At 71.6% G+C, this 24,314-nt stretch carries 22 protein-coding genes; all 22 read right to left on the bottom strand.

Annotated features, from left to right (window positions below):
- Positions 1-10: 10 nt before the first annotated feature.
- The 22 genes from nuoN to TK50_RS03390 all read right to left on the bottom strand — a co-directional run bounded on the left by nuoN (position 11) and on the right by TK50_RS03390 (position 24,247).
- Positions 11-1,564, bottom strand: a complete 1,554-nt coding sequence (gene nuoN, locus TK50_RS03495) for an NADH-quinone oxidoreductase subunit NuoN (RefSeq protein WP_043961439.1) — start codon at positions 1,562-1,564, stop codon at positions 11-13.
- Positions 1,561-3,096: an NADH-quinone oxidoreductase subunit M gene (locus TK50_RS03490; protein WP_043961437.1), complete on the bottom strand. Its 1,536-nt coding sequence runs from the start codon at positions 3,094-3,096 to the stop codon at positions 1,561-1,563. The genes nuoN and TK50_RS03490 overlap by 4 nt, the downstream gene beginning before the upstream one ends.
- A 64-nt stretch (positions 3,097-3,160) precedes the next feature.
- Positions 3,161-5,104, bottom strand: a complete 1,944-nt coding sequence (gene nuoL / locus TK50_RS03485) for an NADH-quinone oxidoreductase subunit L (RefSeq protein WP_043961436.1) — start codon at positions 5,102-5,104, stop codon at positions 3,161-3,163.
- A gap of 26 nt (positions 5,105-5,130) precedes the next feature.
- Entirely contained in the window at positions 5,131-5,430 is a 300-nt protein-coding gene (gene nuoK / locus TK50_RS03480) for an NADH-quinone oxidoreductase subunit NuoK (RefSeq protein ID WP_007074133.1), read from the bottom strand.
- Complete coding sequence (locus TK50_RS03475) at positions 5,427-6,197, bottom strand: NADH-quinone oxidoreductase subunit J (RefSeq protein ID WP_043961434.1); 771 nt, start codon at positions 6,195-6,197, stop codon at positions 5,427-5,429. Before TK50_RS03475 ends, nuoK begins: the two co-directional genes overlap by 4 nt.
- A complete protein-coding gene (gene nuoI / locus TK50_RS03470; protein WP_043961432.1) occupies positions 6,194-6,835 on the bottom strand; it encodes an NADH-quinone oxidoreductase subunit NuoI in 642 nt (213 codons plus the stop codon). Before nuoI ends, TK50_RS03475 begins: the two co-directional genes overlap by 4 nt.
- A 1-nt stretch (position 6,836) precedes the next feature.
- A complete protein-coding gene (nuoH, locus tag TK50_RS03465) occupies positions 6,837-8,189 on the bottom strand; it encodes an NADH-quinone oxidoreductase subunit NuoH (protein ID WP_043961431.1) in 1,353 nt (450 codons plus the stop codon).
- Positions 8,186-10,702, bottom strand: coding sequence for an NADH-quinone oxidoreductase subunit G (locus TK50_RS03460; protein ID WP_043961429.1), 2,517 nt, complete (start codon positions 10,700-10,702; stop codon positions 8,186-8,188). The genes nuoH and TK50_RS03460 overlap by 4 nt, the downstream gene beginning before the upstream one ends.
- Positions 10,702-12,018 carry an NADH-quinone oxidoreductase subunit NuoF gene (gene nuoF, locus TK50_RS03455; protein WP_043961427.1) on the bottom strand — a complete coding sequence of 439 codons (1,317 nt, stop codon included), beginning with the start codon at positions 12,016-12,018 and terminating at the stop codon, positions 10,702-10,704. The genes TK50_RS03460 and nuoF overlap by 1 nt, the downstream gene beginning before the upstream one ends.
- On the bottom strand, positions 12,015-12,992 hold the full coding sequence (gene nuoE, locus TK50_RS03450; RefSeq protein ID WP_043961425.1) for an NADH-quinone oxidoreductase subunit NuoE: 978 nt from the start codon (positions 12,990-12,992) through the stop codon (positions 12,015-12,017). Before nuoE ends, nuoF begins: the two co-directional genes overlap by 4 nt.
- Complete coding sequence (locus TK50_RS03445; protein ID WP_043961423.1) at positions 12,989-14,314, bottom strand: NADH-quinone oxidoreductase subunit D; 1,326 nt, start codon at positions 14,312-14,314, stop codon at positions 12,989-12,991. Before TK50_RS03445 ends, nuoE begins: the two co-directional genes overlap by 4 nt.
- The gene (locus tag TK50_RS03440) at positions 14,311-15,048 is read right to left on the bottom strand and encodes an NADH-quinone oxidoreductase subunit C (protein WP_043961422.1); all 738 of its coding nucleotides are present in this window, start codon (positions 15,046-15,048) and stop codon (positions 14,311-14,313) included. The genes TK50_RS03445 and TK50_RS03440 overlap by 4 nt, the downstream gene beginning before the upstream one ends.
- A complete protein-coding gene (locus TK50_RS03435) occupies positions 15,045-15,722 on the bottom strand; it encodes a NuoB/complex I 20 kDa subunit family protein (protein WP_007074124.1) in 678 nt (225 codons plus the stop codon). Before TK50_RS03435 ends, TK50_RS03440 begins: the two co-directional genes overlap by 4 nt.
- 14 nt (positions 15,723-15,736) lie before the next feature.
- Complete coding sequence (locus TK50_RS03430; protein WP_043961418.1) at positions 15,737-16,102, bottom strand: NADH-quinone oxidoreductase subunit A; 366 nt, start codon at positions 16,100-16,102, stop codon at positions 15,737-15,739.
- Positions 16,103-16,237: 135 nt separating this feature from the next.
- Positions 16,238-17,512 (bottom strand): geranylgeranyl reductase family protein, encoded by a 1,275-nt coding sequence (locus TK50_RS03425; protein WP_043961416.1) that lies wholly within the window; start codon positions 17,510-17,512, stop codon positions 16,238-16,240.
- A gap of 155 nt (positions 17,513-17,667) precedes the next feature.
- Positions 17,668-17,919, bottom strand: a complete 252-nt coding sequence (locus TK50_RS03420; protein ID WP_043961415.1) for a hypothetical protein — start codon at positions 17,917-17,919, stop codon at positions 17,668-17,670.
- Between the two features lie 65 nt (positions 17,920-17,984).
- Positions 17,985-18,698 carry a demethylmenaquinone methyltransferase gene (locus tag TK50_RS03415; protein ID WP_043961413.1) on the bottom strand — a complete coding sequence of 238 codons (714 nt, stop codon included), beginning with the start codon at positions 18,696-18,698 and terminating at the stop codon, positions 17,985-17,987.
- Between the two features lie 104 nt (positions 18,699-18,802).
- Positions 18,803-20,041 (bottom strand): hypothetical protein, encoded by a 1,239-nt coding sequence (locus tag TK50_RS03410; RefSeq protein ID WP_043961411.1) that lies wholly within the window; start codon positions 20,039-20,041, stop codon positions 18,803-18,805.
- 526 nt (positions 20,042-20,567) lie between these two features.
- Positions 20,568-21,743 carry a COG1361 family protein gene (locus TK50_RS03405; protein ID WP_144420145.1) on the bottom strand — a complete coding sequence of 392 codons (1,176 nt, stop codon included), beginning with the start codon at positions 21,741-21,743 and terminating at the stop codon, positions 20,568-20,570.
- Between the two features lie 96 nt (positions 21,744-21,839).
- On the bottom strand, positions 21,840-23,030 hold the full coding sequence (gene mqnC / locus TK50_RS03400) for a cyclic dehypoxanthinyl futalosine synthase (protein WP_043961407.1): 1,191 nt from the start codon (positions 23,028-23,030) through the stop codon (positions 21,840-21,842).
- 166 nt (positions 23,031-23,196) lie between these two features.
- Positions 23,197-23,391, bottom strand: a complete 195-nt coding sequence (locus TK50_RS03395; protein WP_043961405.1) for a DUF397 domain-containing protein — start codon at positions 23,389-23,391, stop codon at positions 23,197-23,199.
- A 7-nt stretch (positions 23,392-23,398) separates the two neighbouring features.
- Complete coding sequence (locus tag TK50_RS03390) at positions 23,399-24,247, bottom strand: helix-turn-helix domain-containing protein (RefSeq protein ID WP_043961403.1); 849 nt, start codon at positions 24,245-24,247, stop codon at positions 23,399-23,401.
- Positions 24,248-24,314 lie beyond the last annotated feature (67 nt).

Below are 24,314 nucleotides of genomic sequence, written 5' to 3'. Positions count from 1 at the left end.
GAAAGGTCGGTCATCGCACGAATTCGGCGGCGCCGTTGGCGAGGTCGAGCAGCGGGCCCGGCACGACGCCCAGCACCAGCGTGGCCAGCACGCCGATCATGAGCGCCGCCGAGGTCAGGCCGCCCGGCACCGTCACCGTCGGGGTGGACTCCCCGGGCTCGGACAGCCACATCATGACCACGACCCGCAGGTACGGGAACGCGAGCACCATGCTCGTCAGCACGCCGGCCACCACCAGCCACGCCTGGTCGGCGTCGAGGGCCGGGGCGAAGACGGCGAACTTGCTCATGAACCCGCTGGTGAGCGGGATGCCGGCGAAGGCCAGCAGGATGAAGGTGAAGACCGCCGCGAAGAACGGCGAGCGCTTCCCCAGCCCCGCCCAGCGGGACAGGTGGGTGGCCTCCCCGTCGGCGTCGCGGACCAGGGTCACCACCGCGAACGCGGCCAGCACCGAGAAGCCGTACGCGGCGAGGTAGAACATCGTGCCGGCGAGCCCGTCCCGGCTCGGCGCGAGCACCCCGACCAGCAGGTAGCCCGCGTTGGCGATCGACGAGTAGGCCAGCAGCCGCTTGATGTCGGTCTGGGTGACCGCCAGCACCGCGCCGACCAGCATGGTGAGCACCGCCACCGCGCCGAGGACCGGGGTGAAGTCCCACGCCGCCCCGGCGAACGCCACGTGAAAGACCCGCAGCAGGGCGCCGAACGCTGCGACCTTCGTGCAGGCCGCCATGAAGCCGGTGACCGGCGTCGGGGCACCCTGGTAGACGTCGGGGGTCCACACGTGGAACGGGGCGGCGGCGGCCTTGAACAGCAGGCCGATGGAGAGCAGCGCCATGCCGGCGAAGAGCAGCACCTGGCTCGCCGGGGACTCGCCGACCGCCGCGTGGATGGTGGCGAAGTCGACGCCGGCCGGGCGGCCCGGGATGCCGGAGGTGAAGCCGTACACCAGGGCCACGCCGAACAGGAAGAACGCCGAGGCGTACGCGCCGAGCAGGAAGTACTTCATCGCCGCCTCCTGGCTCAGCAGCCGCCGGCGACGGGCCAGCGCGCAGAGCAGGTAGAGCGGCAGGGAGAAGACCTCCAGGGCGATGAACATGGTCAGCAGGTCGTTCGCCGCCACGAAGATCAGCATGCCGCCGATGGCGAAGCTGGCCAGCGGGTAGACCTCCGTCGCCCCGTTGCTGCCCTCGGCCTGCCGCCGGTCCTCCACCGACTCGGCGGTGACGGCGGCCTGGGCGACGAACGCCCCGCCCCGCTCCACCGAACGCTCGCCGATGAGCAGCAGCGACATCGCGGCGAGGACCAGGATCGCGCCCTGCAGGAACAGGGTCGGCCCGTCCACGGCGAGCGCGCCGCCGGCGGTGATCAGCCGGTCGTCGGCGTTGAAGATCACCATCACCAGCGCGGCGAGCACCGCGAGCAGCCCCAGCGAGAGCTGCACGAGGTGGCGGTGCTTGCGGGGCACGAACGCCTCGACCAGCACGCCCAGCAGGGCGGCGCCCAGCATGATCAGGATCGGAGCGAGCGCCGCGTAGTCGATCGACGGCAACTTGAGCTCGGTCACTTCGCGGCCTCCTGCACGACACCGCCGACCTCAGGGGCCGGATCGGTCCTGCCGACGTCCTCCATGGTGGCCCGGACGGCGGGGTTGATGACATCGGTGACCGGCTTGGGATAGAAGCCGAGCAGCACGATCAGCGCGATCAGCGGCGCGACCACGACCTTCTCGCGCAGGTTGAGGTCGCGGCGCATCGGCTCGACCTCGGTCAGGGCCGGGTTGAGGGTGCCCTGGGTCGTCCGCTGCACCATCCACAGCACGTACGCGGCGGCCAGGATGATGCCGAGCGTGGCGATCACCGCGACCGGCTTGTTCACCGTGAAGGTGCCGATCAGCACCAGGAACTCGGAGACGAACGGCGCGGTGCCGGGCAGGGCCAGCGAGGCGAGGCCGGCGAAGAAGAGCACCCCGGCCAGCAGCGGCACCAGCTTGCCCGCGCCGCCGAAGTCACTGATCAGGGCCGAGCCGCGCCGGGCCACCAGCATGCCCACCACCAGGAAGAGCAGGCCGGTGGCGAGGCCGTGGTTGAGCATGTAGAGCACCGCGCCCGTGCCGGCCTGCGTGGTGAAGGCGAAGATGCCGACCCCGATGAACCCGAAGTGCGCGATCGAGGTGTACGACACCAGCCGCTTCAGGTCGTTCTGGCCGACCGCCAGCAGCGCGGCGTAGATGATGCCGATCACCCCGAGCGCGAGCGCGTACGGGGCGAACCACTTCGACGCCTCCGGGAACAGCGGCAGGCAGTAGCGCAGGATCCCGAACGTGCCGACCTTGTCCAGCACGCCGACGAGCAGCGCGGCGGCCCCGGCGGGGGCGGCCCCACCGGCGTCCGGCAGCCAGGTGTGGAACGGGAAGAACGGCGCCTTGATCGCGAAGGCGAGGAAGAAGCCGAGGAACAGCCAGCGCTCGGTCCCGGTGGAGATGTCGATCTGGGTGAGCGCCTGCCAGTCGAAGGTCTTCCCGCCGACGACCCACAGGCCGATCACGGCGGCCAGCATGAACAGGCCGCCGACCAGCGAGTAGAGGAAGAACTTCACGGCCGCGTACTGCCGCTGGTGGCCGCCGTAGCTGCCGATCAGGAAGTACATCGGCACCAGCATGACCTCGAAGAACACGTAGAACAGGAAGACGTCGGCGGCGGCGAAGACGCCGATCATCGTGGATTCGAGGACGAGCAGCAGGGCGAAGTAGACCGGGATCGAGCGCTTCGACGACTCGGCGTCGTGCCAGGACGCGAGGATCACCAGCGGCACCAGCACCGCGATCAGCATCAGCATCACCAGGGCGATGCCGTCGGCGGCGAAGGTGAACCGGGCGTCCCACTGCGGGATCCAGGTGTACGACTCGCGGAACTGGAGCCGCTCACCGCCGGTCTTGAACGCCAGCCACATGACCACGGACAGCGCGAGCACCAGCAGCGACCACCCGAAGGCCACCTGCTTGGCCAGCTCCGGCCGGCGGCGCGGCAGGACGGCCACGACCAGCGCGCCGACCAGCGGCGCCACGGTCAGCACCGAGAGGAACGGGAAGTTGGACATTATGCGGCCTTACCTCCGTCGTCACTGCGTGGTCCGCCGGCGGGGGCGGCCGTAGAGAGGTCGATCACGCCAGCCACCCCGCCTGCACGGCCAGGAACGCCGCCACCACCAGCAGCGCGCCGGTCAGGATGGACGTCGCGTACGACCGGACGAAGCCGGTCTGCAGCCGCCGGAGTCGGCCGGAGCCCCCGCCCACGGCGGCGGCGAGGCCGTTGACCAGCCCGTCGATGCCCCGGTTGTCGAGGAAGACCAGCGCCCGGGTGAGGAAGATCCCCGGCTTCTCGAAGACCGCCTCGTTGAAGGCGTCGGTGTAGAGGTTGCGCCGGGCGGCGGTGACCAGCACACCCGCCGGCTGCGGCTCGGTGGCCGTGCCGTTGCGGAACAGCGACCAGGCGAGCCCGGCCCCGGCGATCGTGACGACCAGCGACAGGATCGTGATCACCGTGTGCGACAGCACGGCGTGGTGCTCCTCGCCGGCCTCGCCGAGCACCGGCGTCAGCCAGGAGGCCAGGCCGTCGTTCCACACCATCAGGCCACCGGCGACCACCGAGCCGATCGCCAGCAGGATCAGCGGGATCGTCATCAGCTTCGGCGACTCGTGCGGGTGCTCGATGTCCTCGGTCCACCGCTTCGGGCCGTGGAAGGTGAGGACGAACAGCCGGGTCATGTAGAACGCGGTGAGCCCCGCGCCGAGCAGCGCCGCCCCGCCGAACAGCCACGCCGTCCAGTCGTCCCGCGTGAAGGCGGCGACGATGATCGGCTCCTTGGAGAAGTAGCCGGACAGCGGCGGCAGGCCGATGATGGCCAGCCAGCCCATCATGAACGTGATCCAGGTGACCTTCATGTACTTCGACAGCCCGCCGAAGCGGCGGATGTCCACCTGGTCGTTCATGCCGTGCATGACCGAGCCGGCGCCGAGGAACATGTTGGCCTTGAAGAAGCCGTGCGCCAGCAGGTGGATGATCGCCAGGGCGTACGCCCCGCCGCCGAGGCCGACGCCGAGGAACATGTAGCCGATCTGGCTGACCGTCGACCAGGCCAGCACCCGCTTGATGTCGTCCTTGGCCGCGCCGATGATGCAGCCGAGCAGCAGGGTCAGCGCGCCGACGCTGACCACCACGAGCTGGAGCGTCGAGTTGGCCGAGAAGACCGGGTTGGACCGGGCGATCAGGTAGACGCCGGCGGTGACCATGGTGGCGGCGTGGATGAGCGCCGACACCGGGGTCGGGCCCTCCATCGCGTCCGGCAGCCACGCCTGCAGCGGGAACTGGCCGGACTTGCCGGCCGCGCCGAGCAGCAGCAGCAGGCCGAGCACCAGCACCGTGGTGCCGGTCAGCGAGCCGACCCCGTTGAACACCTCGTCGTACTGGGTGGTGCCGAGGGTGGCGAACATGATGAAGATGCCGATGGCCAGGCCGGCGTCGCCGACCCGGTTCATCAGGAACGCCTTCTTGCCGGCGGTGGCCGCGCTCGGCCGGCCGTACCAGAAGGAGATCAGCAGGTACGACGCCAGACCGACGCCCTCCCAGCCGAAGTAGAGCATCACGTAGTTGTTGCCGAGCACCAGCAGGAGCATCGCGGCGACGAAGAGGTTGAAGTAGGCGAAGAACCGCCGCCGACCCTCGTCGTGCGCCATGTACTCGACCGCGTACAGGTGGATCAGGAAACCCACCCCGGTGATCAGCAGGACGAAGACCGCGGCCAGCGGGTCGAACAGCAGGCCGAAGTCCACGTGCAGGTCACCGACGGCGATGAAGTCCCACAGGCTCAGCTCCGCCGACTTGTTCTCCAGGCCACGGAGCTGGAAGAAGTAGGTCAGGCCGAGCACGAAGGCGGCCCCGATCGCGGCCACCCCGAGCCAGTGCCCCCACCGGTCGGCCCGCCGCCCCAGCAGCAGCAGGACCGCCGCGCTGGCCAGCGGAATCGCCACCAGCAGCCAGAAGCTGCCCAGCAGGCCGCTCGCCGCAGCGTAGGCGACGTCACCTGCCGGCTCAGCCGGGGCGTTCATCAGAATCGTTCCCACCGCAGGGCCCCTTAGTACTTCAGCAGGTTGGCGTCGTCGACGCTGGCCGAGCGCCGGGTCCGGAAGATGGACATGATGATCGCGAGGCCGACCACGACCTCCGCCGCGGCCACCACCATCACGAAGAACGACATGATCTGGCCGTTCAGGTCACCGTTGATCCGGCTGAAGGTGACCAGGGTCAGGTTGGCCGCGTTCAGCATCAGCTCGACGCACATGAACAGCACGATCGCGTTCCGGCGGACGAGCACCCCCACCGCACCGATGGTGAACAGCACCGCGGCGAGCACGAGATAGTAGTCCGGGGTCACCGGTCCGTCCCCTTCAGCGTGGTCTCCTCGGCGGTCATCTCCCGGGCCGGCATGATCTCCGGGATGCTGCGCTCGGTCAGCCGGCCGTCGGGCAGGCGGGCCGGCGTGGCCACCGAGGACGAGGTGGCGAAGACACCCGGGCCGGGCTTCGGGCCGGGGTAGTTGCCCGGGGCGAAGCGGGCCTTCATGGTGGCGATCTGGTCCATCTTGTCCTCCCGACGCCGCTCGATGTGCGCCAGCACCATCGCGCCGACCGCCGCGGTGATCAGCAGCGCCGAGGTCAGCTCGAAGGCGAAGACGTACTTGGTGAACAGCAGCCGGGCGATGCCCTGCACGTTGCCCTCGGCGTTGGCCTGCTCCAGGCCGACGGCCGAGACGCCGCCGAGGCCCCGGTAGAGGCCGCCGCCGACCAGGCCGGCGAAGCCGAGGCCGAGCACCACGGCGGCGACCCGCTGGCCGCGCAGGGTCTCGATCAGCGAGTCCGAGGAGTCCCGGCCGACCAGCATCAGCACGAACAGGAAGAGCATCATGATCGCGCCGGTGTAGACGATGATCTGCACCATGCCGATGAACGGCCCGGCCTGCAGGACGTAGAAGACGCCCAGGCAGAGCATCGTCAGCACCAGCCAGAGCGCCGAGTGCACGGCGTTGCGGGCCGCGATCATGCCGATCGCGCCGAGCAGCGCCAGCGGGGCGAGGATCCAGAAGGTGACCTCCTCGCCGCCGGAGACCCCGCCCGCCGCGGCGAGCACCGTCTGCGTGGTCATGCCTCGTCCCCCTTGCCCGCCGCCGCCCGCTGGGCCTGCTGCTCGGCGCCGGGGAAGGTCACCCCGGGGTGCTCCTCGACCTGGTAGCGACCCGGGCTGTTCGCCGCGTGCTCGGCCCCGGCCGACGTGCCCGGGTTGCTCAGCGCGCCGACGTAGTAGTCCTTCTCGCTGTCGCCGAGCCGCATCGGGTGCGGCGGCTGCTCCATGCCCGGCAGCAGCGGCGCGAGCAGCTGCTCCTTCGTGAAGATCAGGTCCTGCCGGTTGTCCCGGGCCAGCTCGTACTCGTTGCTCATGGTGAGCGACCGGGTCGGGCAGGCCTCGATGCAGAGCCCGCAGAAGATGCAGCGGGCGTAGTTGATCTGGTAGACCGACGCGTGCCGCTCACCCGGGGACAGCCGATTCTCCTCGGTGTTGTCCCCGCCCTCGACGTAGATCGCGTCGGCCGGGCAGGCCCAGGCGCACAGCTCGCAGCCGATGCACTTCTCCAGGCCGTCCGGGTGCCGGTTGAGGATGTGCCGCCCGTGGTAGCGCGGCGCCGAGACCGGCGGCTTGAACGGGTAGTCGGTCGTGACGACCTTCCTGAACATGTGCGAGAAGGTGACCCCGAAGCCCTTGAACGTTCCGGTGATCGCGCCCACGTCACACCTCCCTGGAGTCCGAGCCGGCGGCGATGTTGGCCGGCTCCCGCTCGGCGACCACGCGCTTGGTGCGCGGGCTCGGTGGCACTTGCAGGTCCATCGGTGGCAGCGGGAAGCTGCCGTGCGGGCGGCTGTTGACCTGCTCCTGCAGCGTCGGCCGCGGCTCCTTCTTGCGGCTCGGCCACAGCAGCGTCACCAGCAGCAGCACACCCGCGCCGAGGCCCGTGGCGAGCAGCCGGTCCCGGGTCTGCCAGCCCTCGATCGAGCGCAGGCCGGCCAGGACCAGGATCCAGACCAGGTTGATCGGCAGCAGCACCTTCCAGCCGAACCGCATGAACTGGTCGTAGCGGAGCCGGGGCAGGGTGCCCCGCAGCCAGACGAAGACGAAGACCAGCGCCAGCACCTTGCCGAAGAACCAGAGCATCGGCCACCAGCCGGTGTTGGCGTCCGCCCACAGCGTGATCGGCCAGGGGGCCCGCCAGCCGCCGAGGAACAGCGTCGTGGTGACCGCGGACATGGTCACCATCGCCACGTACTCGCTGAGCATGAAGAGCGCGAACTTCAGCGAGCTGTATTCCGTCATGAAGCCGGCGACCAGCTCCGACTCGGCCTCGGGGAGGTCGAACGGCGCCCGGTTGGTCTCACCGACGGTGGCGATGAAGAAGATGATGAAGCTCGGCAGCAGCAGGATCGCGTACCAGCCCGGGGCGGGGATCTCGGTGCCGGCGATGGTCAGCCGGGTGGCGTCGCCCTGGGCGGCGACGATCCCGCTGGTCGACATCGTCCCGGCGGTCATGAACACCGCCACGATGCTCAGCCCCATCGCGACCTCGTACGAGATCATCTGGGCGCTGGAGCGCAGGCCGCCGAGCAGCGGGTACGTCGACCCGGACGCCCAGCCGCCGAGCACGATGCCGTAGACGGCCAGCGACGAGCAGGCCAGCAGCACCAGCACCGCCACCGGCACGTCGGTGACCTGCAGCGGCGTCCGGTGGCCGAAGATGCTCACCATCGGGCCGAACGGCACCACCGACAGCGCGGTGACCGCGCAGACCACCGAGATGACCGGCGCGAAGAAGTAGACGACCTTGTCGGCGGCCTTCGGGAGGATGTCCTCCTTGAAGGCCATCTTCAGGCCGTCGGCGAGGGTCTGCAGCAGGCCGAACGGGCCGACCTGGTTGGGGCCGGGCCGCACCTGCATGTAGCCGACGACCCGCCGCTCGAACCAGACGCCGAGCAGCGTGGCCAGCAGGCCGAAGACGAAGGCGAACAGGACCTTGATCAGGACCAGCCACCACGGGTCCTTGCCGAAGTCGGCCAGCGTCGGGTCCTGCGCGAGGTAGACCGCGTTCACTGGGAAACACCCCCGGTGTTGAGGAGGGGACCCGGGCGGCCGGCCGCGTCGGCGGCGACCTCGCCGGCCGGGGCCGGTCCGGTCGCCGTGGCGGCGGAGATCCGCACCACCGTGCCGGACGTCGCGCCGAGGCCGCGCCGGACGGTGGAGCCGGGTGAGTTGGTCGGCAGCCAGACGACGCCGTCGGGCATCTCGGTGATCGCCGCCGGCAGGGTGATGGCTCCCCGGTCGGTGCCCACCGTCACCGGGTCGCCGTCGGCCACGCCGAGGGCCTCCGCGGCGCCCTTGCCCAGCCGGGCCACCGGCGGGCGGGCGGTGCCGCCGAGGTGCTCGTCGCCGTCGGTCAGGCTGCCCAGGTCGACGAGCTGGTGCCAGGTGGCCAGCACGGCCTCCCCGGCGCCGGGCTGCGGCACCGTGGCCGGCTGCACCGACGGCGTGGACGGCCGGTCGGCCCGGGTCGGCGGCAGGCTGCCCAGCTCGCGGCGGACGCTGAGCACGTCGCCGGTGCCGAGCTGCACGTCGAGCAGCGCGGCGAGGGCGTCGAGCACCCGGCCGTCGGTCATCGCGGCGGTGTGCAGGACCGCCTCGAAGGGCCGCAGGCGGCCCTCCCAGTCCAGGAAGCTGCCGGCCTTCTCGACCACCGGGGCGACCGGGAGGACCACGTCGGCCCGGCGGGCCACCGCGCTCATCCGCAGCTCCAGGCTGACCAGGAACGGCACCGCGTCCAGGGCCTGCTCGGCCAGCCGGGGGTCGGCCAGGTCGGCCGGGTCGACGCCGGCGACCACCAGCGCGCCGAGCTGACCGCCCGCCGCCGCCGCGAGGATGGCGTCGGTGTCCCGGCCGGCCTGGCTCGGGATCACGCCGGCCGGGATGTCCCACGCCTCGCCCAGCTCGGCCCGCGCGGCCGGCTCGGTGACCGGGCGGCCGCCGGGGAGCAGGTTCGGCAGGCAGCCCGCGTCGACCGCGCCCCGGTCGCCCGCGCGCCGCGGCACCCAGGCCAGCTTCGCGCCGGTACGCCGGGCCACGTCCGCCGCCGCCGACAGGCCGCCGGGCACCTCGCCCAGCCGCTCGCCGACGATCAGGATCGCGCCGGGGGTGCTCAGCGCCTCGGCCACCGTGGCGTGCTCGGCGAGCACGCTCGCCTCCTCGCCCGGCACCACCCGGGCCAGCTTGGCCCCGAGCTTCTCCAGGCCGCGGGTGGCGAACGGCGCGATCGCGTACACCGTCAGCTTCTTCTTCAGGTACGCCTTGCGCAGCCGCAGGAAGAGGATCGGGCACTCCTCCTCCGGCTCCAGGCCGACGAGCACCACGGCCGGGGCGTTCTCCACGTCCGCGTAGGTGACGTCGGTGCGCCCGGCGACGGAGCTGGCCAGGAAGTCGGACTCCTCGCGGGAGACCGGCCGGGCCCGGAAGTCGATGTCGTTGGTGCGCAGGGCGACCCGGGCGAACTTCGCGTACGCGTAGGCGTCCTCGACGGTGAGCCGGCCGCCGGTCAGCACCGCCGTGCCCCGGGCGGAGTCCCGGGCCGCGGCCAGCCCCTCGGCGGCGACGGTCAGCGCCTCGCTCCACGACGCCTCGCGCAGCTCACCGGTCTCGGCGTCGCGCACGAGCGGGTTGGTGATCCGGTCGAACGCGCGGGTGTACTGGAAGCCCCAGCGACCCTTGTCGCAGTTCCACTCCTCGTTGACCTGCGGGTCGTCGCCGGCCAGCCGGCGCAGCACCTTGCCGCGCCGCCAGTCGGTGCGCTGGGCGCAGCCGGCCGAGCAGTGCTCGCAGACGCTGGGGCTGGAGACCAGGTCGAACGGGCGGGCCCGGAACCGGTACTGCGCGCCGGTGAGCGCGCCCACCGGGCAGATCTGCACGGTGTTGCCGGAGAAGTAGGAGTTGAACGGGACGTCGCCGCTGTCCTCGCCGGCCTCCGCGCCGTACTCCTCGTCCCGGTAGATGTTGATTTCCTCGGCGGACGACCGGCCCATCAGGTCGATGAACTTGTCGCCCGCGATCTCCTCGGAGAACCGGGTGCAACGCTGGCAGAGCACGCAGCGCTCGCGGTCGAGCAGCACCTGGGTGCTGATCGGCAGCGGCTTGGGGTACTCCCGCTTGTGCTCGTGGAACCGGGAGTCCGTGCGGCCGGTGGACATCGCCTGGTTCTGCAGCGGGCACTCGCCGCCCTTGTCACACATCGGGCAGTCGAGGGGGTGGTTCATGAGCAGCAGCTCCATGACCCCCTCCTGCGCCTTCTTGGCGACCGGCGAGGTGAGCTGGGTGCGCACCACCATGCCCTCGGCGACGGTCTGGGTGCAGGAGGCCACCGGCTTGCGCTGGCCCTCCACCTCGACCAGGCACTGCCGGCACGCGCCGGCCGGGGCCAGCAGCGGGTGGTCGCAGAAGCGCGGGATCTCGGTGCCCAGCTGCTCGGCGACCCGGATCAGCAGCGCGCCCTTGGGTGCGGTGACCTCGACGCCGTCGATCGTGAGGGTGACGGTCTCGGTCTGCTTGGCTACGTCGGTCATCAGTGCGCTCCCACCAGCTGCTTGTCCGACAGCTTCGGCGCGGTACGTCCCTCGATGTAGTCGAGGTAGTCCTGCTTGAAGTACTTCAGCGACGAGGTCACCGAGCTGGTCGCACCGTCACCCAGGCCGCAGAACGAGCGGCCGAGGATGTTGTCGCAGGTGTCGAGCAGGGTGTCCAGGTCCTCGTGGGTGCCCTGGCCGGCGAGGATCCGCCGGTAGACCCGGACCATCCAGTAGTTGCCCTCGCGGCACGGGGTGCACTTGCCGCACGACTCGTGGTGGTAGAACTCCAGCCACCGGTAGGTCGCGTAGACCGGGCAGTCCTGGTCGGAGAAGAGCTGGGTGGCCGTGGTGCCCAGGATCGAGCCGGCCGCCGCCACCCCCTCGAAGTCCAGCGGCACGTCCAGGTGCTCGGCGGTGAGCAGCGGGGTGGACGAGCCGCCCGGGGTCCAGAACCGCAGGTTGTGGCCCGGCTGCATCCCGCCGGCCAGCTCCAGCAGCTCGCGCAGCGTGACGCCCATCGTGCACTCGTACTGGCCGGGGTTGGCGACCCGGCCGGAGAGCGAGTAGATCATCGGCCCGGACGACTTCTCCGTGCCCATGGTCTTCCACCAGTCGGCCCCGCCGAGCACGATGTACGGCACGCTGGCGATGGTGCCGACGTTGTTGACCACGGTGGGGCTGGCGTACAGGCCGTGGGTCGCCGGGAACGGCGGGCGCAGCCGGGGCTGGCCCCGGAAGCCCTCCAGCGAGTCCAGCAGCGCGGTCTCCTCACCGCAGATGTACGCCCCCGCGCCCGAGTGCACCACCAGGTCCAGGTCGAACCCGGAGCCGAGGATGTTGCGCCCGAGGTAGCCCTTGGCGTACGCCTCCTGGACGGCGCTGCGCAGCCGGCGCGCGGCGTGCACCGCCTCGCCCCGGATGTAGATGTACGCCCGGCTGGCCCGGATCGCGTACGACCCGATGATCACGCCCTCGACCAGCGAGTGCGGGTCGTGGGTCATCAGCGGCAGGTCCTTGCAGGTGCCCGGCTCGCCCTCGTCGGCGTTGACCACCAGGTAGTGCGGCTTGCCGTCGCCCTGCGGGATGAAGCCCCACTTCAGGCCGGTCGGGAAGCCCGCGCCGCCGCGACCGCGCAGCCCGGAGTCCTTGATGAGCTGGATCAGGTCGTCCGGGTGCGCCTTGAGCGCCTTGCGCAGGGCGGCGTAGCCGTCGAGCTTCTCGTAGGTGCCGATCCGCCAGGCGTCCGGCGACAGCCAACGCTTGGTGAGCACGGGGGTGAGCTTGGCCAGGGTCTCCGGCCGGGGAGTCGTCACTGCTGGGCCTCCGCTTCCTTGAGGGAGCGCTCCTGGGCTTCGGCGTCGTCGCCGGCGGGCTTGCGGTCGCCGGCCGGCGGGTTCGCGGCGGCGCCCGCGGCCTGGGCCTGCTGGGCGTCGCGCGGGACCGGGGGCGCCCCGTCGACCGGCACCGCCACCCCGGGCGCGGCCGGCGCGGGCTCGGGCTCGGCTGCCGGAGCCGGCTTCGCGGCCTGGGCCTTCGCCTCGGCGGCGGCCTTCTCGGCCTCGGCCTTCGCCTTGGCCTCGGCGGCGGCCCGGTCGGCCTCGGCCTTGCTCCGGATCGGGGTGTTCGGGTCGTAGCCCGGCACCGAGATGCCGTGCTGCTCGGCCAGCCGCAGGCCCCGCAGGGTGGGCTCGCCCGGGCCGCCGTCGGCGACCGCGCCCTCGCGCTCGTCGGCGAAGCCGGCGAGCTGCACCGACATCTCCTTCAGCGTGCAGAGCCGCGCGCCCCGGGTCGGCATCGGCCGGCCGCCGGCCCGCAGCTCCTCGACCACCCCGACCGCGGTCTGCGGGTCGACGCCGTCGAAGAAGTCGTAGTTGACCGTCATGACGGGGCCGTAGTCGCAGGCCGCGAGGCACTCGGCGTGCTCCAGGGTGACCTTGCCGTCGGCGGTGGTCTCGTCGTGCCCGACGCCCAGGTGCTCGGCGAGGGTGTCGTAGACCTCCTGCCCGCCCAGCACGTTGCACATCGTGTTGGTGCAGACGCTGACCAGGTAGTCACCGGTCGGCCGACGCTTGTACATCGTGTAGAAGGTGGCGACCGCGCCGACCTGGGCCTTGTTCAGGCCGAGCACCTCGGCGCAGAACTCGACGCCGGCCGGGGAGACGTACCCCTCCTCCGACTGCACCAGGTGCAGCAGCGGCAGCAGCGCCGACCGGGACCGGTCGGCCGGGTAGCGGGCGATGATCTCGCGCGCCCGCTCCCGCGTCTGCTCAGTGAAAGTCGTCGTCATCGGTCACAACCACCCATCACGGGGTCCAGCGAGGCGCCGCCGGCGATCACGTCGGCGATCAGGCCGCCCTCGGCCATCGCCGGGAGGGCCTGGAGGTTGACGAAGCTCGGCTCCCGGTAGTGCACCCGGTAGGGCCGGGTGCCGCCGTCGGAGACCGCGTGCACGCCCAGCTCGCCCCGGGGCGACTCGATGCCGACGTACACCTGGCCCGGCGGGACCCGGAAGCCCTCGGTGACGAGCTTGAAGTGGTGGATCAGGGACTCCATCGACTGGCCCATGATCTTGGCGACGTGCTCCAGCGAGTTGCCCATGCCGTCCACGCCGATGGCGAGCTGCGCCGGCCAGGCGATCTTCTTGTCGGCCACCATCACCGGGCCCGGCTTGAGCCGGTCCAGCGCCTGCTCGACGAGCTTCAGCGACTCCCGGATCTCGGCCAGCCGCACCAGGTAGCGGCCCCAGACGTCGCCGTCCGGGTGGGTGGGCACGTCGAACTCGTAGGACTCGTAGCCGCAGTACGGCATCGTCTTGCGCAGGTCCCAGGCGAGGCCGGCGGAGCGCAGCACGGGGCCGGTGACGCCCAGCGCCAGGCAGGCGGTCACGTCGAGCACCGCCACGTGCTTGGTGCGCTCGGTCCAGATCGGCTGGCCGGAGAGGAGGTCCTCGTACTCCTTGAGCTTCTTCGGCATCATCTTCAGGAAGTCGCGGATCTTGCGGATCGCGTCGTCCGGGACGTCCTGCGCCACGCCGCCCGGCCGGACGTACGCGTGGTTCATCCGCAGGCCGGTGATGGTCTCGAAGATGTCGAGGATGTACTCCCGCTCGCGGAAGCCGTACAGCATGATCGAGATCGCGCCCAGCTCCATGCCGGTGGTGGCCAGCCAGACCAGGTGCGACGAGATCCGGTTGAGCTCCATCATCAGGACCCGGATCGTGGTGGCCCGCTCGGTGATGTCGTCGGTGATGCCGAGCAGCTTCTCCACCGCGAGGCTGTACGCCGTCTCGTTGAAGATCGGGGAGAGGTAGTCCATCCGGGTCACGAACGTCGAACCCTGCACCCAGTTGCGGTATTCGAGGTTCTTCTCGATGCCCGTGTGCAGGTAGCCGACGACCGACCGGGCCTCCCGGACGGTCTCGCCCTCCAGCTCCAGGATCAGCCGGAGCACGCCGTGGGTCGACGGGTGCTGCGGACCCATGTTGACGACGATCCGCTCGTCGTTGATCGGGTCCGTGCCGGAGACCACCTGGTCCCAGTCCCCACCGGTGACGGTGAAGACCTTGCCCTCGGTCGTCTCGCGCTCGGTGGCGTAGTTCGACGTCGTCACTGGTACGACCTCCGTCGGTCCGGCGGCGGGATCTCCGCGCCCTTGTACTCGACGGGCACGCCGCCGAGCGGGTAGTCCTTGCGCTGCGGGTGCCCCTCCCAGTCGTCCGGCATGAGGATCCGGGTCAGGTTGGGATGGCCGTCGAAGACGATGCCGAACATGTCGTACGTCTCCCGCTCCTGCCAGTCGGCGGTCGGGTAGACGGCGGTGACGCTCGGCAGGTGCGGGGCCTCGGCGGAGACCGCGGCCTCCAGCCGCAGCCGGCGGCGGTAGGTCATCGAGGTGAGCTGGTAGACCACGTGCAGCCGGCGCTCGTCCGCGCCCAGGTAGTCCACCCCGGACACCGAGGAGCACAGCTCGAAGCGGAGCGCGAGGTCGTCGCGCAGCACCTGGCAGACCTCGGCGATGCGCTCCGGGCGTACGTGCAGGGTCAGCTCGCCCCGGTCGACCACGACCTTCTCGATCGCGTCGCCGAAGTGCGGGTACGCCTCCTCCAGCGCGTCGCGGACCTCGTCGAAGTAGCCCCCGTACGGCCGGGGGGTGTCCTCGATCGGCCGCTGCTGGCGGACCAGGCCGCCGAAGCCGGAGACGTCGCCGGTGCCGTGGATGCCGAACATGCCGCGCCCGGCCGGGCTGGACGGCGGGTGCTCGGCCGGTGCGCCGCTGGTGGCGCCGGCCGGCGTCACCGGCACGGGCACGCCGCCGGTGCTGTTCCTGTCGTTCGGTGCGGTCACTTGGGGCCCCCGTGCGGGTGGAGGTGGTTCTGCGCGTTCATCCAGTTCTCGATCCGCAACTGCTCCTCGCGCCCCTCGCGGACCGCCCGGGTCCACTCGGCGCGGCGGGCCTTGTCGTTGCGGTACGACGAGGGCATCGAGCCGTACGGCACGACGGGGACGTCGCCGCGCTCCTGGCGGGCCTGGAGCATCTTGCGACCGTTCGGGCCCAGCGGCTCATACATGATCTTCTCGCGGAGCTTGAGGATCGCGTCGATGAGCATCTCCGGCCGGGGCGGGCAGCCCGGGAGGTACATGTCGACCGGGACGATGTGGTCGACGCCCTGCACGATGGCGTAGTTGTTGAACATGCCGCCGCTGCTGGCGCAGACGCCCATCGAGAGCACCCAGCGGGGCTCGGCCATCTGGTCGTAGATCTGGCGCAGCACCGGGGCCATCTTCTGGCTCACCCGGCCGGCGACGATCATCAGGTCCGCCTGGCGGGGCGAGGCGCGGAACACCTCCATGCCCCAGCGGCCCATGTCGTAGTGCGGGCCACCGGCGGCCATCATCTCGATGGCGCAGCAGGCCAGGCCGAAGGTGGCGCCCCAGACGGACGACTTCCGCGACCAGTTGACCAGCTTCTCCACGGAGGTGAGCAGGACGCCGGCGGGAAGCTTCTCCTCGATACCCATCTGACGTACCTCCCTCAGTCCCAGTCCAGGCCGCCGCGCCGCCACACATAGGCGTACGCGACGAAGACCGCGACGATGAACAGGACCATCTCCACGAAGCCGAAGATCGGCAGGGCGTCGAACGAGACCGCCCAGGGGTAGAGGAAGATGATCTCGATGTCGAAGACGATGAAGAGCATCGCCGTCAGGTAGAACTTGATCGGGAACCGGCCGCCCCCGACGGGCTGCGGGCTGGGCTCGATGCCGCACTCGTACGCCTCGAGCTTGGCCTTGTTGTACCGGCGCGGGCCGGCGAAGCGGGCGGCGGCCACGGAGAACAGCGAGAACGCCGCGGCGAGGGCGAACAGCCCGATAATGGGTGCGTAAGGCGAGAGCGTCATCGTGGTCTCCTGCTCGTCCTTCCCTGCCCTCGGCGGTGGTGGGCCAAAATCACACTATTCACGTCCCTCACGACGGCTGTCGGCGGGGGTCGATCTCTGCCTGGCCGGTGTCCTCGTCGACCTCGGCCCGACGGCTCACACGGCGGGTGCCGCCTTCGTCATCGCGTTGATGACCCGGTCCATCGCGTCCCCGCCGCGCGGGTCGGTCAGGTTGGCCAGCAGCTTGAGCACGAAGCGCATGAGGGCGGGGTGCGGCATGCCGTGCTTCGTGGCGATCCGCATGATCTCCGGGCGGCCGATCAGCTTCACGAAGATGCCGCCGAGCCGGTAGTAGCCGCCGAAGCGGGCCTTCAGCTCCTGCGGGTACGCCATGAGCGCCCGCTCCCGCTCGGCGCCGGCCGGCCGGGCGAGGGCCTGCACCGCGACCTCGGCGGCCAGTTCGCCGGACTCCATCGCGTACGCGATGCCCTCGCCGTTGAACGGGTTGACCATGCCGCCGGAGTCGCCGACCAGCAGAACGCCCCGGGTGTAGTGCGGCACCCGGTTGAAGCCCATCGGCAGCGCCGCGCCGAGGATCGGCCCCTCGGCGTTCGTCTCGTCGGTCAGCCCCCACTCCTCGGGGGTGTTGGCCAGCCAGTCGGTCAGCAGCCGCCGGTAGTTGGTCTTGCCGAAGGCGGTGGAGGAGTTGAGGATGCCGAGGCCGGCGTTGACCCGCCCGTCGCCGAGGCCGAAGATCCAGCCGTAGCCGGGCAGCAGCTCGCCGTTGCCCTTGCCCCGCAGCTCCAGCCACGACTCCAGGTAGTCGTCGTCGTGCTTGGCGGGCGAGCGGTAGTAACGCCGGACGGCCACGCCGATCGGCCGGTCCTCGCGCTTGGCCAGCCCGAGGGCGAGCGGGAAGCGGCCGGAGACGCCGTCGGCGGCGACCACCAGCGGCGCGCGGAAGGTGGCGGGCTCCTTCTCCGGGCCGACCTCGGCCACCACGCCGATCACCCGGTCGTCGGCGTCGAGCACCGGGCCGGTCACGTTCACGCTGGTGCGCAGCTTCGCCCCGGCCGAGACGGCGCGCTGGGCGAGCAGGTCGTCGAAGTCGAGCCGGGTGCGGACCAGCCCGTAGTTGGGGAAGCTGGCCAGGTCGGGCCAGTCCAGCTCCAGTCGGACGCCGCCGCCGATCACGCGCAGGCCCCGGTTGTGCAGCCAGCCCGCCTCGGTCGAGGTGTCCACGCCCATCCGGATGAGCTGCCGGACCGCGCGCGGGGTCAGCCCGTCGCCGCAGACCTTCTCCCGGGGGAACTCGGTCTTCTCCAGCAGCAGCACCCGGACGCCGTGCCGCGCCAGGTGGTACGCCGTCGCCGAGCCACCGGGACCGGCGCCCACGACGATCACGTCGGCGTCGTTCTCCACCGCGGTCATCTGCGCCTCCTCCCCATGCTCGTGAAATGCTTCACAAGCCAGTCGGGTGGAGTCTATGACCGGCGTAACACGCGCGCCCGGTTAGGTGGCCCTAACTTACCGAGGTGAGGGCCACCAAGGTCCACTTCTCCGGTCAGCAGGGTCCACTTCGGTCGTCAGCGCGGGGCGGGGGCCGGGGCGTCCAGCCGGGTGTCGGCCGCGTCGTCCAGTCCGGCGTCGACCCGGATCGACTCGGGCAGATGGTCGCGCAGCGCGCCGCCGGCCACCCGGTCGAGCGCGGCCAGCACCTCGGCCACCACGCGGCGCACGTCGGCGGGATCGGCACCGGCCAGGTCCCGGAGCTGGGCGACCAACTCCGCCGCGTCGTCGTCCGGCGGCGCGTCGCCCGCCTGATCTGCTCCGGTCATGCCGCGAGCCTAAGCGGCAAAGTGGACTATTTCCCCACAATTGGGAAAGGTGTGGGCGACTCGGGTCAGGCGCGGCGGGTCGCGCGGTGCAGCGCCACGACGCCGCCCGTGAGGTTGCGCCACGCCACCCGCTCCCAGCCGGTCGCGCCGATCCGCCCGGCCAGGGCCGGCTGGTCCGGCCACGCCCGGATCGACTCGGCCAGGTAGACGTACGCCTCCGGGTTGCTCGACACCGTGCGGGCCACCGCCGGCAGCGACCGCATCAGGTACGACAGGTAGACCGTCCGGAACGCGGGGTTGACCGGGGTGCTGAACTCGCAGACCACCAGCCGGCCGCCGGGCCGGGTGACCCGGGCCAGCTCCCGCAGGGCGGCGTCGGTGTCCGACACGTTGCGCAGCGCGAAGGAGATGGTCACCGCGTCGAAGCTGGCGTCGGCGAAGGGCAGCCGCAGCGCGTCCCCGGCCAGCAGCGGCACCGCCGGGCGGGACCGCTTGCCGGCGTGCAGCATGCCGAGGGAGAGGTCGGCGCCGACCGCGTACGCGCCGGACTGGGACAGCTCCTCCGTGGAGACGCCGGTGCCCGCGCCCACGTCCAGCACCCGGTCGTCGGGGCCGAGCCCCAGGGCCGCCCGGGTGGCCCGCCGCCACGAGCGGTCCTGCCCGAAGGAGAGGACCGTGTTGGTCAGGTCGTAGCGGGCCGCCACCCCGTCGAACATCGCGGCGACCTCGTGCGGCTGCTTGTCCAGGCTGGCGCGCTGGCCCTGCGGGGTACGGCTCACCCCTCCACTCTGCCAGCCGCCGCCCGGACGCGGTACGGGCGGGGTGGTCGCCCACCCCGCCCGTACCGTCGTGTGTCGCCGCTGACCGGCTGTCGCGCTCCGGGTCAGTCGGTCGACTTCTCGTCGCCCGGCGTGACCAGCACCACCCGGCGACGGCGGGCCAGCACCAGCAGCACGCCGCCGGCCAGCAGCACGGCCGCGCCGACGCCACCGATCAGGCCGGCCTGCACGCCGGTCACCGGCAGCCCGCCGCCTCCACCGCTGCTGCTCGGCGAGGGGGTGACGCTCGGCTGCCCGGAGGGCGCGGCGGTCGGCGTGGCGCTCGGCTCACCGCTCGGGGTGGGGGTGGGGCTGGGCTGGGCCGACAGGTCCACGAACACGTCGAACACGGCCTGGTTGTCGACGTCGTCCGTCTCCATGAAGGCACGACGCTGCGCCGAGGAGGCGACCTGCGGCTCCTCCTCGGGCTCGCCCTCCGCCCCGTCCAGCCCGTACGCGAACAGCTCGCCGGGGCGCAGGACCGGCTCGGCCGCGTCGTCGGCGACCTTCACCTGCACGTCGTCGGTGTAGTACTCGCCCGGCTTCAGCACCGCGCCCGCGTCCTCGCAGAGCGCCTGGGCCAGCCCGCCGATCTCCTGCTCGACGCAGTTGTCGGGGAGCTTCGCGAAGCTGACCTTGGCCGGCAGGGTGAGCATGTAGAAGATGCCCGTCGCCCGGCGGCTGCCGTCGTTGTAGACCGCCCAGTCCAGCGGGGCCGTGCCGCCGCGCGGGATCGGCTTGAGGTCCGGCTCGCTGTTCTGCGCGCCGTCGACCACGACGTTGGCGTACCCGTCCTGCACCCACGAGGTGAGGTCGTAACCGGGGCGGGTCACGGTGATGTCGACGGTCTCGGAGTTGTCGTCGGCGTTCGGGTCGGCGGTCGCCGAGGTGATCGTCACCGTCAGCGAGCCGCCCTTGCCCCTGAGGCCCGCGCTGAACAGCGGGATGCCGAAGTCCTCGGTGGTGCCCCCGGCCAGGTCGCCGAGCAGGCAGGTGAACGTGGTGCCGGCGACGTCGCAGCCCTGCGGGACGACGAAGCCGACCCGCTGGGTCAGCCCCTTCGTCTCCACGGTGACCCGGACGTCGCGGGCCACGGCCGAGCTGCGGGTGTTGTCGACGGTGAACTTGAACGGCTTGGCCTTGGCCGCCTGCACGCCCCGGGCAAGGTTCTGGCTGAGCGGGACGAGCGCCAGGTCGGCCTGGTCGGCCGCCTGCGCCGGAGCGGCGACGGCGGCGAGGCCACCGGCGGCCAGCAGCGCCGCGGCGCCGACGCGGGTCAGCGCCGAGCGGTGAAACGAGGTCATTGATCCCCCGAGACAGGAAAGAGGGAGGTTGCGGAATCGAGCGGACGTTATCCGAGGTAGATCGTTCGCGCCAGCCGCAGCGCGCGATGTTCATCGCTTCGACCACGACCCGTATCGACAGTGAGGGCGGGATGGTCGCCCATCCCGCCCTCACCGCGGTGCGTTATATGAACGGCCCTCATGGGCCGATGGAGGATGTGGCCCGCCGGCCGTTCCACCCCGGCCGACCCGCTCCGACCTGCGTCGGAGGGTGCGCGCCGCACGTTATCGGCCCCCGGGCGGCGCCGCCACCCCCCGCGCCGGCGATGCCCGGGCCGTACGTTCGGTCACCTTCGGGGATTGTCGGGATTGGCCGCTTGTGGGGCGGGCCCTCAACCCGGTGCGTCCCCCGAACGGCGACCACTAATGCCCTCCCGACGACCGGTCACGGGACTTTCGGCCGGTCACGCTGCGATCCGGGGCCGCGACCCGGCGTGAGGGCCGGCCAGGGGCGTGCGCAGCCGCCGCGCCGCTCGTCGGTTTGGGGTCAGCCGTTGCGCCGCTCGTCGGTTGGGGCCACCAGGACCACCCGGCGGCGACGGGCCAGGACGAGCAGCACACCGCCGACGGCCAGCACCGCCGCGCCGACCCCGCCGATCAGGCCGGCCTGCGGGCCGGTCACCGGCAGGCCGCCGTCGCCGCCACCGCCGCCGTTGCTCCTGGCAATGACGAGCACGGCGAAGTCGTCGCTGTTGTCGCTGCCGTCGACCTCGTGCGCCGGCACGAGGGTCAGGCCGGACGGCAGGGCCGGCGCGGTCGCCTTCCGCGACCGCTGCTGCTGCGGCGTGAGCTGGCCCAGGGCCTCCGCCGTCACCGTGCCGGGCTTGAGGGCGACCGGCCCCCGCACACCGGCGTCGACCGTGATCGGCACCACGAAACTCAGGGCGTCGCCGCCGTCGGCGAGCCGCAGGTCCTCGATCTCGCAGGTCACCTTGCGGTTGCCGGCGGAGTGCGTGCAGTCGGTGAACTCCGCCGCGAAGGTGACCCCCTCGGGCAGCAGCATGGTGAGCCGGAGCCCGTCGGCGGCGAGGTCGCCCTGGTTGAAGACCTCACCGACGAGCACCGTGGTCTGGCCCGGTTGCAGGGCGGGGAAGCCCTCGGTGTCGGGGTCGTACTCGTCCGGCCGGATGTGCCGGGTCACGTCCGGGACGCGGACGCCCAGGTCGACGCCGCTCTCCTCGGTGAACTCGACCCGCACGGTCCTGGTGTTGTTCTCCGGGGTGGTGTCGTCCGGCGAGGCGAGGGTGAAGGTCACCGGGGCCGAGCGGGGGCCGCCGCCGTTGTTCTTGAACACCAGCAGGGGCACCTCGACGGTCCGGCCGGGGGCCGGCAGCTCGTCGTCGAGCAGAGCGCAGTACCAGCGGTCCTCGCCGATCTCCTCGCACGCCTCGCCGCGCGGGATCGCCTCGGCGTCGAGCGGGTCGAGGTCGCTGACGTCCACCTCCACGCTGGCCTTCGAGACCGGGTTCGTACCCCGATTGCTGATCTTGATGAAGGCGGTCTTGCCCTCGACGCCGGCGGCGACCCGGGTGCCCGCGACGTCGAGCGAGAGGTCGGTGCCCGCGCCCTCGGCGTGGGCCGGGGCGCCGAGGGCGGCGAGCGCGCCGGAGGCGAGCAGGGCGGCGGCCCCGAGCCGCACCAGCGGTCGGTAACGCAAGGTCATGACTTTCCCCCGTGGAAAGAGCGGAATGTACGCGACCGCACGTTAGCGCTCGCCGCTCCGTCCCGCCGCCCCGTGCCGGGGTGGGTGGGGGTTCGGTCAGCGGGCCTCGACCAGCGGCAGGGTCTTCCCGACCCCGCCTCCCGGCAGCGCGATCGAGGAGAAGTGCGACACCACCCGGTCGTCGGTCGGGTCGTCGGCCGGGGTGTGGTGCATCGCGAGCCGGCGGTAGAGGGTGTCCCGCTGGGCGGGGATGCGGTCCGCCGAGCGGATCATGCCGATCAGCTCGTGCAGGTTGGACCGGTGCCGCGCGCCCGCCGAGGAGATCACGTTCTCCTCCAGCATGATCGAGCCGAGGTCGTCCACGCCCATGTGCAGGGCGAGCTGGCCGACGTCCTTGCCGGTCGTCAGCCAGGACGCCTGCAGGTGCGGCACGGTCTCGAAGAAGAGCCGGGACACCGCGACCAGGCGCAGGTATTCCAGCGTCGTCGCCTGGGTGCGGCCCTTGAGGTGGTTGTTCTCCGGCTGGTACGTCCACGGGATGAACGCCCGGAAGCCCTTCGTGCGGTCCTGCACGTCGCGGATCATCCGCAGGTGCTCGATCCGCTCGGCGGCCGTCTCGCCGGTGCCCATCATCATCGTGGCGGTCGACTCCAGGCCCTGCCGGTGGGCCAGCTCCATGACCTCCAGCCAGCGCGCCCCGGACTCCTTGAGCGGGGCGATCGCCTTGCGCGGCCGGTCCGGCAGCATCTCCGCGCCGGCCCCGGCGATCGAGTCGAGCCCGGCCGCCTTGATCCGCGCGATCGCCTCGTCGAGGCTCACGCCGGACACCTTGGCCATGTGCAGGATCTCGCTCGGCCCGATGGAGTGGATGGCGAGCTGCGGGTACGCCTGCTTGACCGAGGAGAACAGCTCCTCGTAGTACTCCACGCCGTAGTCGGGGTGGTGGCCGCCCTGGAGCATGACCTGGGTCGCGCCCAGCTCGACCGCCTCGCCGCAGCGGCGCAGGATCTCCTCGGTCGGGTGGGTCCACCCCTCCTTGTGCTTGGGCGCACGGTAGAAGGCGCAGAACTTGCACGCCGTCACGCAGACGTTCGTGTAGTTGATGTTGCGGTCGATCAGGTAGGTGACGATGTTGTCGGGGTAGCGCCGCCGGCGCACCGCGTCGGCCGCCTCGCCGAGGGCGTGGAAGGGCGCCTCGGTGTAGAGCAGCAGGGCCTCCTCGGGCGTGATCCGCCCGCCGTCCGCGCCGCGTTGCAGGATGTCGTCGATCTCCCGGCTCACCGTCACGCCTCCGAGGGTACGCCGGGCGGCCGTCCAGGCCCGCAGGGGTGCGCGGCGTCGTGACGCGTCCCGCACCCGGACACTGCCGGAGACCCACGCCAATCTTGGACAGTTCCCGTCAGCTCCGGACGGGAACTGTCCAAGGTCCAGGGGTTCCGCCAGCGGGACCCTCTCAGGCCCGGCGTGGCAGGCCGGCGACGAAGGCGGTCCAGGCCCGCCGGTCGAAGGCCAGCACCGGCCCGGCCGGGTCCTTCGAGTCGCGTACGCCCACCGCCCGCGCGCCCGTCGCCACCTCCACGCAGTCGGCGTTGGAGCCGCTGCGGGTCGACTTGCGCCAGGTCGCGCCGGACAGCTCAGGGGTGGTCATCCTCGGCTCACTCTCGCTCGTGCTCCGCCGCGTAACGCGCGACGAGCGCCACCGAATCGACGGGGCTCAACGCCGCCCCGGTCAGCCTATCCGCCTCCCGCCGGAAGTGCGCCACCTGCGCGGCCTCCTCCAGGAACAACCCGGTCAGCTTGTGGTCGAGATAGACCACCGACCGGTTGCGCGGGAAGTCGAAGAGCGCGAACGAGCCGTCCAGGCCGGTGTGCGCGCCGACCGCCAGCGGCACCACCCGCAGCGTCACCGTCGGCCGCTCGGCCGCCTCGACCAGGTGCCGGAGCTGCCGGGCCATCACCCGGGGGCCGCCGAGCGCCCGGCGCAACACCGCCTCGTCGAGCAGAGCGTGGAGAGCAGGCGGGGTGGGGCGGCTCAGGATCGCCTGCCGGCCCAGCCGGGCCGCCACCCGCCCCTGCGCATCCTCGAGTGGCACCCCGCAGCCGACCATCACCGCGTGGGCGTAGTCCGGGGTCTGCAAGAGCCCCGGCACCAGCAGCGGCTGCCAGTTCACGATGCCGGCCGCCTCGGCCTCCAGCCGGATCAGCGTGCGCGACTCGTCGGACAGCCCGCCGATCGACTCCCACCAGCCGGTCTCGGCCGACCGCTCGGCCATCGCGAGCAGCCGCTTGCGCTCGTCCCCGGTGATGCCGTAGATCACCAGCAGCGAGGCGACGTCGGCGGCCTGGATGCCCTGGATGCCGGTTTCCATCCGGGACAGCTTGGACGGCTGCCAGTCCAGCCGGATCGCCACCTGCCGCAGCGGCAACCCGCGCTTCCTCCGCAGCTCGCGCAGCTCACCGCCCAGCCCGCGCCCGACGACGGTCGGCAGATTCGCCTTGGCCATGCCATCCCCTCCACCACACCGCCGGCCGTCACTCTGACGACACGCGTCGTGGCGTTGAGCATTGACT

Origin of the sequence: Micromonospora haikouensis (assembly GCF_000876225.1) — a bacterium.
GTDB lineage: Bacteria > Actinomycetota > Actinomycetes > Mycobacteriales > Micromonosporaceae > Micromonospora > Micromonospora haikouensis.
This window is presented reverse-complemented; position numbering and strand designations above follow the sequence as displayed.